Source organism: Ruegeria sp. AK4 (assembly GCF_056541025.1).
Genome location: NZ_JBQFXS010000023.1, coordinates 41345 through 52543, shown reverse-complemented (window position 1 = coordinate 52543; position 11199 = coordinate 41345). Strand labels below are relative to the sequence as shown.

Below are 11199 nucleotides of genomic sequence, written 5' to 3'. Positions count from 1 at the left end.
CACCGTCTCTCCGATGTGTCCCGCCGTCTTTCCAGCGCGTCTCGCCGTCTCCAGCAACCCAGCAACCGCCTCAGCAGCGCCGGTGAAGGGGGTTCTAAGGTTTACCAACAATAGCCGCAAGAGGAAAAACAGGAAAACGCGATATTTTTCCATTTTTCAGTATTTATTTATTTTTATCATATAGTTACAGCAAGTTTGATCCCAATTACAAGGGATCAAACCAGAGCCCCAGGCCGGGAATCACGACCGCAAAGGGCTTATTCACACACTTGCCCACAGACTCACCGCAGACTCAGGCGGAATCGGCCCGGCGGACCCGCGTGAACAGGCGCGGCACGGGCAATCGGACGACCAGCAGGACGACGATCACCGTCAGGTATATCAACGGTTCGATCTGAAACCCCTTGGCCAGCATCACATAATGCAACCCGCCAAGAAGGGCCGCGCCATAGACCAGTTTGTGCAGGCTTCGCCACTGCGGCCCCAGCTTCCGCACCGACCAGTTGTTGGAGGTCAAAGCCAAAGGCAGCATCAGCAGGAACCCGGCCATCCCCACCGTAATATAGGGGCGCTTGAGGATATCCGCCCAGATCTGGCTCAGCACCTGCACATCCAGCACCAGCCAGACAAGCAGATGCAGCGCGACATAGAGGAAAGCCAGAACCCCGATGGCGCGGCGGAACTTCATCAGGTTCAGCCCGAAATACCGCCGCAGAGGTGTGACGGCCAGACCCAGGATCAGCAGTTGCAGGGCAAGTTCGCCCAGTTCATGCTCAAGCGCCTCAATGGGTTCGACGCCAAGCCCGCCGGTCTGCGCCAGATAGAACAGCCAGGGCACAGGCAAAATCCCGGCCATATAAACCGCCCATACCGGGATTCGGCGCAGTATCTGGTTCACCGTCTGCATGATCCTAGTAGTTCTTTGCCAGATCCATACCTTCATAAAGGCCCGCGACCTCTTCCTCGTAGCCGTTAAACATCAGCGTCGGTTCCCGCCTTGCGAACAGCCCCCCGCCGATGCGGCGTTCAGAGGCCTGCGACCAGCGCGGATGATCCACGTTCGGGTTCACATTACTATAGAAACCGTATTCGCGCGGGTTCGACATGTTCCAGCTTGTCGGCGGCTCATCCTCGGTCAGCGTGATGCGGACAATCGACTTGATGGATTTGAAACCGTATTTCCACGGCACGACCAGACGCAGCGGCGCCCCGTTCTGGTTCGGAATCGGGCGGTCATAAATCCCCGTGGCCATGATCGTCAGCGGGTGCATGGCTTCGTCCAGCCGCAGCCCTTCGCGATAGGGCCATTCGAGGACAGGGAACCGGACACCCGGCATCTCATCGGGGCGCAGCGCCGTTTCAAAGGCCACGTATTTGGCCCCCTCCTGCACGCCCACCATGTTCAGCAGATCGGCCAGTTCGAACCCGTTCCACGGGATTACCATCGACCAGGCCTCGACACAGCGGAAGCGATAGATGCGTTCCTCGACCGTCATCTCGGACATCACATCCGCGAACTGGTAGTCACCGGGGCGGTCAACCAGACCGTCGATCTTGATGCTCCACGGTTCAGTCACCAGCGTATGGGCATATTTTGCCGGATCGTCCTTGCGCGTGCCGAACTCGTAGTAATTGTTGTAGGACGTGATCTCTTCCCAGGTATTGGGCTCCAGCGCGTCCTGCGCCCGGGACGGATTTGGCAAGCTCGCCAACCCCACGCCTGCCAACCCGGCCATCACCTGCCGCCGGTTCAGAAACGCCGCCCTTGGGGTAACGTCAGCATGTGTCAAAGTGTTGGTCCAGCGATGCGCCATGTAAGTCTCCGTATATATGCACCTCGGTCACGAGGTAGACCGCTGATAGCACAGAGCCAAGGAAACAGGCGTAACGATTGAGCGAACAGATTGTAACTTAGGGTCCGCTTATCCCAGCTGCAGCCCAACAGCACGGTTGATCTCGGCCCCGGTGTTAACGGCCTGATAGGTCGGGAACGGCTGCCGGGATGACATGTCGATATCACGCCGCACCCAGTCTTTTCCCTCTAGCTGCCTGAGCGAGGACGACAACGCCCGGTCGGTAATTGCCCCGAGATCTGATTTGAGACCTGAAAAGCGTCTTGGTTGATGCGTCAGCGCCAAAACCGGAACCGTCCAATTGCGGCGGAGCATCGTGAACTCGGCCTCATTGGGGACCAGCGCAACGATCCTGGCCGCCAGCGCGGCGGCCTGCCTGCCTTTTTCGGTCAATCGGAACTCGGGGCGCAAGGGATGGCCATGGCCGGGGTTCCTTTCAAGCAATCCAAGATCAACAAGATGCTCAAGGCTTGCGGCAAAGGCCGTCCGGCCTGCGCCTGTCGCGGTCAGCAAAGGCGCCTGCCTGCCGGGGACACCGTGATGCAACTGCGCCAGAATGTTCAGCGACCATGCCCGGGATGTAAGCTTGACAAGTGTCGTTATGTCCATAAAATATAGTTACCATATTTTTAGACATAAGGAAAGTTCTATGGCCCTTGTTTCTTTGGAAAGCACCATCACACTCGCCATTTCCGTCAAAGACCGCCACACAAGCGCGCACTGGTATAGCGAGAAACTTGGATTTGAACTGATCCATCACATTGATGAAGCCGGGTGGAGCGAGATGTTGACCAAGACCGATGGGGTCACACTTGGTCTGGGTGAACAGACGGAACCTACGCCCGGGAACACTGTACCGGTGTTTGGTATCTCTGACATCGCCACGGCCCGCGCCGCGCTTGAAGGCGCAGGGGTTCGCTTTGACGGCCCGACCGAAACCATCGAAGGGATGGTCAGCACCGCGACATTTTACGATCCGGATAACAACGCGATGATGTTGGCGCAGGATTTGACAGGGCAGGCGTGAGTTTTGCGCAGAAGCCCGCCCTCTTGCATCTGCGAAGTTAAAAGACCCGCCGGTTTGGCGGGTCTTTCCGTTTTTAAAGATCAGTGCACCACGGCATCATCCGGGCGTGGCCGTTCCGAAGTGCCCAGCCGGTCGCCAATGATCAGGCCATCAGCCCCGGCCGTTACAGGAACGGTCTCGCCATCCTTGATCTCACCGGCCAGCAGAGCCTCGGCCAGCGGGTTCTGAAGGGCGCGCTGGATCACACGCTTGAGCGGACGCGCGCCAAAGACCGGATCATAGCCTTCGTTGGCCAGCCATTCCTTCGCGCCATCGTCCAGAGCCAGCTCGATCTTGCGGGCGGCCAGACGCTTTTGCAGACGCGCCATCTGAATATCGACAATGCCATCCATATCGGCCCGCTTGAGGCGGTCAAAGATGATGGTCTCATCCAGACGGTTCAGGAACTCGGGCCGGAAATGCGCCCGGACCGCATCCATCACATCGCGCCGTGCCTGCGCGCTGTCCGCGCCTTCGGGCAACTGGCTCAGCGCCTGAGAACCGAGGTTCGAGGTCAGGATGATCAGCGTCTGCTTGAAGTCCACGGTGCGGCCCTGACCATCGGTCAGAACGCCATCGTCGAGAACCTGCAACAGCACGTTGAACACGTCCGGATGCGCCTTTTCGACCTCATCAAACAGCACAACCTGATAGGGCCGGCGCCGCACGGCTTCGGTCAGCACACCGCCTTCGTCATACCCGACATAGCCCGGAGGAGCACCGATCAGACGGGCGACCGCGTGTTTCTCCATGAACTCTGACATGTCGATGCGCACCATCGCGTTGTCGTCGTCAAACAGGAAATTCGCCACGGCCTTGGTCAGTTCTGTTTTCCCCACGCCGGTGGGCCCGAGGAACAGGAACGAGCCCAGCGGGCGGTTCTCATCATTCAGGCCCGCGCGCGCACGGCGCACGGCATTGGCAACGGCAGTCACCGCCGCATCCTGACCGATCACGCGGGAATGCAGATCGTCTTCCATCCGCAGCAACTTCTCGCGTTCCCCTTCCAGCATCTTTGCGGTCGGGATACCCGTCCAGCGTTCGACCACCGAGGCGATCTGTTCGGGACGCACCGTTTCCTCGGCCATCATGGCGTTGCTTTCGGCGTTTTCGGCCTCGGTCAACTGCTTCTCAAGCTCTGGGATAATGCCATAGGACAGCTCACCGGCTTTTGCCAGATTGCCTTCGCGCTTGGCGATCTCCAGATCGGCCCGCGCCTTGTCGAGTTGCTCTTTCAGATCGCGTGCGCCCGCCAGCTTGTCGCGTTCGGCCTGCCACTGGGCGGTCATCTCGGCGGATTGCTCCTGCAGGTCGGCCAGATCCTTTTGCAAGGTTTCCAGACGATCTTTTGACGCCGCATCATCCTCAAGCTTCAGCGCCTCTTCCTCGATCTGCATCTGCAGGATCTGGCGATCCAGCTGATCGAGTTCCTCTGGCTTGCTGTCCACTTCCATCCGCAACCGCGACGCGGCTTCATCGACAAGGTCGATGGCTTTGTCGGGCAGGAAGCGGTCGGTGATATAGCGATGCGACAGCGTTGCCGCCGACACCAGCGCCGAGTCGGAAATCCGCACTCCGTGGTGCAGCTCGTACTTTTCCTTGATGCCGCGCAGGATGCTGATCGTGTCCTCGACGGTCGGCTCGGTGACCATCACAGGCTGGAACCGGCGCGCAAGGGCCGCGTCTTTTTCGACGTAATTACGATACTCATCCAAAGTGGTCGCGCCGATACAGTGCAACTCACCCCGGGCAAGCGCAGGCTTGATCAGGTTGGCGGCATCCATCGCGCCGTCGGATTTCCCGGCGCCGACCAGCGTATGCATCTCGTCAATAAACAGGATGATCTCACCGGCGGCCTCGGTCACTTCGGTCAGAACCGCCTTCAGGCGTTCTTCGAACTCACCCCGGTATTTCGCACCGGCAATCAGCGCACCCATGTCGAGCGCAAGCAGCTTTTTGTCTTTCAGCGATTCCGGCACGTCGCCGTTGATGATGCGCAGGGCCATGCCCTCGGCAATCGCGGTTTTACCGACGCCGGGTTCCCCGATCAGAACCGGGTTGTTTTTGGTCCGGCGCGACAGAACCTGCATCGAGCGGCGGATTTCCTCATCCCGCCCGATGATCGGGTCGATCTTGCCCTCGGCCGCCGCTTCGGTCAGGTCGCGCGCGTATTTCTTGAGCGCGTCATACCCTTCCTCTGCCGAGGCCGAGTCAGCGGTGCGGCCCTTGCGGATGTCATTGATCGCTTCGTTCAGCTTCTGGGCGGATACGGCTCCGGCCTCCAACGCCTCTTTGGCTTTGGATTTCACCATGCACAACGCCATCAGCACCCGCTCGACCGGCACAAAACTGTCGCCCGCCTTGGTGGCAATCTTTGCAGCCTCGTCCAAAACCTTGGCGGTCTGGCCGTCCATGTAAATCTGGCCCGCATCGCCGCTGACCTTCGGGATTTTCCCCATCGCGGCATCCAGCGCCTCGACCACGCGGCCCGGCGCGCCGCCCGCGCGTGTGATCAGGTTGCTGGCCAGCCCCTGATCGTCATCCATCAATGCCTTGAGTATATGTGTGGGCTCCAGCCTCTGGTGCCCCTCGCGCAGCGCAATCGTTTGCGCCGCCTGCACGAATCCCCGTGCCCGCTCGGTGAACTTGTTCAAGTCCATGCTGTTCTCCTTTTCCAAGCGCCCCGTTTTGACATGCCCGCCTGGCGGCACATGTCGGTCGAAGCCTCACATTCAATCTGGGAAATATCTGACCGGGTTCAAGAGGCTTAGCGCCACAAATCGGCCCTATCCGCGCGGGATCGAATAGACCGTGTAGCCGCCGGTTTCCGCCATCTGCTGCGCGTCATACATATCGACCAGAGACTGCTCCGCGTCGCTGCCGGTGGGGCAGGAAACAAGATCGGCGGTGTGGTCCAGAAATTCGCCGGTAAAGGCTGTCTCGCCCGTCAACTGGCACCAGTCGTCGTCCGAGCGGTAGCCGCGCACCAGCAGCAGATTGTCATTGGTCGGGGCCGGTGCTGCGCCGGTATCCGATGCGCCGCCATGCTTGACCTCATCACATGCCGCCAGTGCGATGAGCATTCCGAGTGCAACCAGATGTTTCATGTCCTGTCCCTTTTCAAATCATTCACCTGAATTGCGGGCAATATAGCACAACCTGCGTTCTGCGCCTTGAACCCGTTCACCGTCGCCAGATCATGGACAGACCGCCCCGAACCCGTTAGGACGCAGACGTTTGCCAAAAAAACGGAGCGCACCCCATGTCCGATGACCGCCTGATCGTAGCCCTCGATGTCCCGAACGCCCTGCAGGGGCTGGCCATGGCCGAACGGCTGGGCGACAGTGTCTCGTTTTACAAGATCGGGCTGGGCATGCTGACCGGTGGCGGGCTGGCTTTGGCCAATGAGCTGAAGCAGGACCACGGCAAGCGCATCTTTCTGGACATGAAGCTGTTCGACATCGGCAACACGGTCGAAAACGCCGTACGCGGGCTGGCGCAGTTCGATCTGGATTTCCTGACCGTGCATGGCGACCCGCATGTGGTGCGGGCGGCCAAGGAAGGGGCTTCGGGCAAGGACCTGAAAATTCTCGCGGTGACGATCCTGACCTCGCTTAACCGCGACGATCTGGATGCCGGCCTGCTGAAATACGGCGACGTGCAGGATCTGGTGGTCGAACGCGCCGTCCGCGCGTTGGAGGCCGGGGCGGACGGCGTCATCGCCAGCCCGCAAGAGGCCGCCCTGATCCGCGCCCTGCCCCAGGCCGAAGGCCGGCTGATCGTGACCCCCGGCGTGCGCCCTGCGGGTGCGGCATTGGGCGATCAGAAACGCGTCGCCACCCCCGCCAGCGCCATCGGCGACGGGGCCGATCACATCGTTGTGGGCCGCCCGATCTATCAGGCAGACGATCCCAAAGCCGCTGCCGAGGCTGTTCTGAACGAGTTAAATTCTTTGACACGCCACTAAACGGCACAGGGGAATCAGCACGTATTTGCCCAAGAACGGGCGGCAAACTCTTGACGTTACGTCAATTTTCACGCCCACCGCGCCAAATTGCCCCTGTGCCTGAAAACACACATTCAAAACCCGCATTAGGTATGGGCTGTGTTCACGCTATCGCATTCACGCATTTTGCGCGATTCTGGGGATGAGACACTCCCCAACGAACCGTCTCTTCCTGAGGTTCGTTACCTCCCCCCGCCCTGTTGCGGGGGGTCTTCTTTCGGAACATCCGGCGCGGCTGACGGGCCTGTGATCACCCGCAAAGGGTGCTATAAGAAGTTTCCCGAACCCTGCGCATGTGGACGCAAATGCCCGGTCTGTGCCGAGATTGCCTGACTTCGCTGAACGATGAGCGGCGCTGCCCGTCCTGCGGCAGCCCGCGCGTGCTGGCGCATCCCGAACTGTTCGACCTGTCCATTGCGCATATGGATTGCGACGCGTTCTACGCCTCGGTCGAAAAGCGCGACAACCCCGATCTGGCGGACAAGCCGGTGATCATCGGCGGCGGCAAGCGTGGCGTCGTATCCACCGCCTGTTACGTAGCGCGGATCAGGGGCGTGCGCTCGGCCATGCCGATGTTCAAGGCCCTGCAGTTGTGCCCCGAGGCGGTGGTGATCAAACCGCGCATGTCGGTCTATGCCAAGGTCTCGCGCGAAATCCGCGCGATGATGGATGAGCTGACCCCAGACGTTGAACCCCTGTCGCTGGACGAGGCGTTCATGGACCTGTCGGGCACGCAACGCCTGCACGGCGCGCCGCCTGCGGTGATGCTGGCGCGGCTGGTCAAGCGGATGAAAGACGAACTGGGCCTGACCGGGTCCATCGGCCTGAGCCACAACAAGTTTCTGGCCAAGGTCGCCTCGGACCTCGACAAACCGCGCGGGTTTTCGGTGATCGGCAAGGCCGAAACCGCCGCGTTTCTGCATGACAAACCGGTGCGGCTGATCTGGGGTATTGGCCCGGCGGCGCAGGAGTCGCTGGACCGAGCTGGCATCCGCACATTTTCAGACCTGCTGCGCTGGGATCAGGAAGCGCTGACCGCCCGGTTCGGATCGATGGGCTACCGCCTGTGGCATCTGGCCCGCGGACAGGACAAGCGCCGCGTCTCGGCCCACGAACCGATGAAGTCGATCAGCAATGAGATGACGTTTTTCGAAGACACCTCGAGCACCGAGATTCTGGACGGGCACCTGTGGCGCATGGCCCTGAAAGTCTCGGACCGCGCCAAGGCCAAGGGGCTGGCGGGGCGGGTTGTCACGCTGAAGCTGAAGAAAGCTAACCACAAGATCCTGACCCGGCGCGTGTCCCTGCGCGACGCGACCCAGATCGCCGACCGGATTTACCGGACCGCACGCGCATTGTTCGATCAGGTTGGCGATCAGGGACCCTATCGCCTGCTGGGCTGCGGGTTGTCCGATCTGTGCCCGGAAGATCAGGCCGATATCTCGGGCGATTTGCTGGACCCGGGTGCGGCGCGACGGTCACAAGCCGAGCGGGCGACGGACGAGATTCGCAGGAAATTCGGAACCGATGCGATCGTGAAGGGGCGGGCGCTGCGCTGAACTTATTCAGCGGCCAATTGCGCCGGCTCTGCACCGATGGCGGATATCTCGGCGATCACCTGCCGCAGCACATTGGCAAAGGCCATGAAGTTGGCATTCGGCGTGATCTTTTCCTCGTCCATGTACAAGGCCCGATCGATCTCGATCTGAACCGCATGCTGATGCCGCCCCGGACGCCCATAGGTCTGCGTGACATAAGCCCCGGCAAAGGGCGCATTCCGCGCGACGGCCAGACCCGCCGAGGCAAAGGCCGATTCGATCCGCTCGACAATCTCGGCCGAGGCGGATGCGCCGAACCGGTCACCCAGCACGATCTCGGGCCGCTTGCTATGCGCGGCGCTGGCCATCGCCACGGCCTCATGCGGCATCGAATGGCAATCGACCAGAATCGCCTGCCCGAATTTCTCGTGCGATTCCGCCAGCAGGGATTTCAGGCGCGCGTGGTAGGGCCGCCAATGGGTGTCGATGCGCAAGCGCGCCTCGTCCATGGTCAGCTTGCCGCGATAAATCGCGCGCCCATTTGCCACCACCCGCGGAATCACCCCCAGCCCCGAGGCGACGCGCGGATTGTGCCCATGCCTGCGCGCGCCGCTGATCAGCGCCGGGTCAAGCTCATCGGCGCTGCGGTTGAGGTCCAGATAGGCGCGCGGCATCGCGGCCTTGATCAGCGGCGCGCCGCAATCGGCGGCAGGCGCGAAAAGCTGATCGACAAACGCATCTTCCGAGGATCGAATCACATTAGGATTCAGCACCGAACGCTTCAGAAAGGCCTCAGGATAGTCGCGCCCGCTATGCGGCGAAGAAAAAACCGCGCATGAGCTGCGGTTTTCGGGCATATCCAGTGTGTAGGCTGCGTTCTGCATGATTACTCCGTGTTCGCAGCTAACATAGACCGGAAAATAGTTCTTCCAAACCCCTTGAACCCCTTTGCGACTCCTTTTATAGACCCCGCTACCGGCGCGGGTATCCGCGCCCCATTTCGTTATGGGGCAGGGCACGCAAAGGTTCGTGGGCGGTTAGCTCAGCGGTAGAGCACTTCGTTGACATCGAAGGGGTCACAAGTTCGATCCTTGTACCGCCCACCATCGTTTCACTGTTCCGGGTTTTCCGGGGCACCCGCTAACCCAGGCGCTGGCCACGTCTTTGATGAAGGCGCCGCAGATTGGAGACAGACCAATGAAGGTCAAGAACTCGCTCCGCTCGCTCAAGAACCGGCACCGTGATTGCCGGATTGTGCGTCGCAAAGGCCGCGTCTACGTGATCAACAAGACGCAGCGCAAGTTCAAGGCTCGTCAGGGCTAAGAACTGCACAATACCGAATTGAAAGAACCGCGCCTTCGGGTGCGGTTTTTTTGTTGGCGGACGGGATGAGCCATGCACCGACCATCAGCCTGTCCCGCCTGAAACTTTCAAAGTTTCAGGGACGGTTTCTTTTCAAGAAACCGTCGTTTCTCGCGATAGCGACCATTTGACCAACTAAATTGGTCGGAAATCCTTGCATCCCCCGCAGAATCGTTTAATTGACCAAATCAGTCGGGTTATAACCCGCCACGCACTTCAATGTTGGGACAAAAAGATGCTGAAATCCTCTACCTGCGTTGCCGCCGCCCTGACGGCGCTGATTGCCACCTCTGCCGCCGCCGAGGGCGAACTGAACCTGTATTCCTCGCGCCACTACGACACGGATGAGCGTCTGTATTCGGATTTTGAAGAGGCTACAGGCATCAAGATCAACCGGATCGAGGGCAAAGCCGATGAGCTGATCGCCCGGATGGAGGCCGAGGGCGCGAACTCTCCGGCGGATGTGATGCTGACGGTCGACACCTCGCGACTGGCCCGCGCCAAAGAGGCCGGTGTGCTGCAAACCATCGACAGCGCCGTTCTGGAAGAGCGCGTTCCGGCCAACTTGCAGGACACCGACAATCAATGGTTCGGCTTCTCGCAGCGCGGGCGGATCATCTTCTACAACAAGAACAAGGTCACCAACCCGCCCGCCACCTATGCCGATCTCGCCAAGCCGGAGTATCAGGGGCTGATCTGCATCCGGTCGTCCAGCAACGTCTACAACCAGACCCTGCTGGCCTCGATCATCACCCATGAGGGCGCGGATGCGGCCAAGGGCTGGGCCGAAGGCATCGTCGCCAACATGGCCCGTGACCCGCAGGGCGGCGACACCGACCAGCTGCGCGGCATCGTTTCGGGGGAATGCGACATCGCCGTGTCGAACACCTATTACTTCGCCCGTTCGATCCGCAAAGACGTCAAGGGTCTGTCGGCAGACCGTGACATGATCGGCTGGGTGTTCCCCAACCAGGACAGCTATGGCGCGCATATGAACCTGTCGGGCGGCGGCGTTGCGGCACATGCGCCGAACAAGGAAAACGCGATCCTGTTCCTGGAGTATCTCTCCGGCGATCAGGCGCAGCAGTATTTCTCGGCTGGCAATGACGAGTTCCCCGCGGTCGAAGGCGTTGAACTGGCCGAGTCGGTGAAGGCTCTGGGCGAGTTCAAAGCGGATGAGGTCAACCTGTCCGAGGTGGCCAAGAACATCCCCGAGGCGCAGAAAATCTTTAACGAGGTTGGCTGGAAATAACCCTGCTGAAATATCGGGCAGTTCAGGGGTGCGATGCTGGTTCGCACCCCTTTTTCGTTGCGTAGAATTAATGTTTGGCGAATACTATTCTCGTAAACGAAAGAAAATCTCATATTTGATAC

Annotated in this window: 11 protein-coding genes and 1 tRNA gene; 6 read left to right on the top strand and 6 right to left on the bottom strand. The window is 60.2% G+C overall.

The window, feature by feature from the left end; genetic code table 11:
• Window positions 1-292: 292 nt before the first annotated feature.
• The 3 genes from msrQ to ACR0EZ_RS22600 form a co-directional block, all read right to left on the bottom strand.
• On the bottom strand, window positions 293-907 hold the full coding sequence (msrQ, locus tag ACR0EZ_RS22610; protein ID WP_480617057.1) for a protein-methionine-sulfoxide reductase heme-binding subunit MsrQ: 615 nt from the start codon (window positions 905-907) through the stop codon (window positions 293-295).
• Window positions 908-911: 4 nt separating this feature from the next.
• Window positions 912-1814 carry a protein-methionine-sulfoxide reductase catalytic subunit MsrP gene (gene msrP / locus ACR0EZ_RS22605; RefSeq protein WP_480617056.1) on the bottom strand — a complete coding sequence of 301 codons (903 nt, stop codon included), beginning with the start codon at window positions 1812-1814 and terminating at the stop codon, window positions 912-914.
• A 108-nt stretch (window positions 1815-1922) separates the two neighbouring features.
• Window positions 1923-2462, bottom strand: a complete 540-nt coding sequence (locus ACR0EZ_RS22600) for a winged helix-turn-helix transcriptional regulator (RefSeq protein ID WP_480617055.1) — start codon at window positions 2460-2462, stop codon at window positions 1923-1925.
• A 40-nt stretch (window positions 2463-2502) separates the two neighbouring features.
• Between ACR0EZ_RS22600 and ACR0EZ_RS22595 the strand changes: the two genes are divergently transcribed.
• Window positions 2503-2880, top strand: a complete 378-nt coding sequence (locus ACR0EZ_RS22595) for a VOC family protein (protein WP_480617054.1) — start codon at window positions 2503-2505, stop codon at window positions 2878-2880.
• Window positions 2881-2960: 80 nt separating this feature from the next.
• On the opposite strand, the gene clpB is transcribed toward ACR0EZ_RS22595, so the two are convergent.
• Together clpB and ACR0EZ_RS22585 are read right to left on the bottom strand one after the other, a co-directional pair.
• Window positions 2961-5579 (bottom strand): ATP-dependent chaperone ClpB, encoded by a 2619-nt coding sequence (gene clpB / locus ACR0EZ_RS22590; RefSeq protein WP_480617053.1) that lies wholly within the window; start codon window positions 5577-5579, stop codon window positions 2961-2963.
• A 126-nt stretch (window positions 5580-5705) separates the two neighbouring features.
• A complete protein-coding gene (locus ACR0EZ_RS22585) occupies window positions 5706-6026 on the bottom strand; it encodes a hypothetical protein (protein ID WP_480617052.1) in 321 nt (106 codons plus the stop codon).
• Window positions 6027-6181: 155 nt separating this feature from the next.
• Between ACR0EZ_RS22585 and pyrF the strand changes: the two genes are divergently transcribed.
• Both pyrF and ACR0EZ_RS22575 read left to right on the top strand, forming a co-directional pair.
• Entirely contained in the window at window positions 6182-6886 is a 705-nt protein-coding gene (gene pyrF / locus ACR0EZ_RS22580; RefSeq protein WP_480617051.1) for an orotidine-5'-phosphate decarboxylase, read from the top strand.
• A 344-nt stretch (window positions 6887-7230) separates the two neighbouring features.
• The gene (locus ACR0EZ_RS22575) at window positions 7231-8484 is read left to right on the top strand and encodes a DNA polymerase IV (protein ID WP_480617059.1); all 1254 of its coding nucleotides are present in this window, start codon (window positions 7231-7233) and stop codon (window positions 8482-8484) included.
• A gap of 2 nt (window positions 8485-8486) precedes the next feature.
• Here ACR0EZ_RS22575 and ACR0EZ_RS22570 read toward each other — a convergent pair whose 3' ends face one another.
• On the bottom strand, window positions 8487-9347 hold the full coding sequence (locus ACR0EZ_RS22570; protein WP_480617050.1) for an N-formylglutamate amidohydrolase: 861 nt from the start codon (window positions 9345-9347) through the stop codon (window positions 8487-8489).
• A gap of 147 nt (window positions 9348-9494) precedes the next feature.
• On the opposite strand from ACR0EZ_RS22570, the gene ACR0EZ_RS22565 reads away from it, so the two are divergent.
• From ACR0EZ_RS22565 to ACR0EZ_RS22555, 3 genes are all read left to right on the top strand, one after another.
• A tRNA-Val gene (locus ACR0EZ_RS22565) sits at window positions 9495-9569 on the top strand.
• 91 nt (window positions 9570-9660) lie between these two features.
• Window positions 9661-9786 (top strand): type B 50S ribosomal protein L36, encoded by a 126-nt coding sequence (gene ykgO, locus ACR0EZ_RS22560; RefSeq protein WP_008755722.1) that lies wholly within the window; start codon window positions 9661-9663, stop codon window positions 9784-9786.
• A gap of 274 nt (window positions 9787-10060) precedes the next feature.
• On the top strand, window positions 10061-11077 hold the full coding sequence (locus ACR0EZ_RS22555; protein ID WP_480617049.1) for a Fe(3+) ABC transporter substrate-binding protein: 1017 nt from the start codon (window positions 10061-10063) through the stop codon (window positions 11075-11077).
• Window positions 11078-11199 lie beyond the last annotated feature (122 nt).

Bases quoted from the DNA above. Each gene is read 5' to 3' on its own strand.
- msrQ (WP_480617057.1), bottom strand. From the start codon at position 907: ATGCAGACGGTGAACCAGATACTGCGCCGAATCCCGGTATGGGCGGTT.
- msrP (WP_480617056.1), bottom strand. From the start codon at position 1,814: ATGGCGCATCGCTGGACCAACACTTTGACACATGCTGACGTTACCCCA.
- ACR0EZ_RS22600 (WP_480617055.1), bottom strand. From the start codon at position 2,462: ATGGACATAACGACACTTGTCAAGCTTACATCCCGGGCATGGTCGCTG.
- ACR0EZ_RS22595 (WP_480617054.1), top strand. From the start codon at position 2,503: ATGGCCCTTGTTTCTTTGGAAAGCACCATCACACTCGCCATTTCCGTC.
- clpB (WP_480617053.1), bottom strand. From the start codon at position 5,579: ATGGACTTGAACAAGTTCACCGAGCGGGCACGGGGATTCGTGCAGGCG.
- ACR0EZ_RS22585 (WP_480617052.1), bottom strand. From the start codon at position 6,026: ATGAAACATCTGGTTGCACTCGGAATGCTCATCGCACTGGCGGCATGT.
- pyrF (WP_480617051.1), top strand. From the start codon at position 6,182: ATGTCCGATGACCGCCTGATCGTAGCCCTCGATGTCCCGAACGCCCTG.
- ACR0EZ_RS22575 (WP_480617059.1), top strand. From the start codon at position 7,231: ATGCCCGGTCTGTGCCGAGATTGCCTGACTTCGCTGAACGATGAGCGG.
- ACR0EZ_RS22570 (WP_480617050.1), bottom strand. From the start codon at position 9,347: ATGCAGAACGCAGCCTACACACTGGATATGCCCGAAAACCGCAGCTCA.
- ykgO (WP_008755722.1), top strand. From the start codon at position 9,661: ATGAAGGTCAAGAACTCGCTCCGCTCGCTCAAGAACCGGCACCGTGAT.
- ACR0EZ_RS22555 (WP_480617049.1), top strand. From the start codon at position 10,061: ATGCTGAAATCCTCTACCTGCGTTGCCGCCGCCCTGACGGCGCTGATT.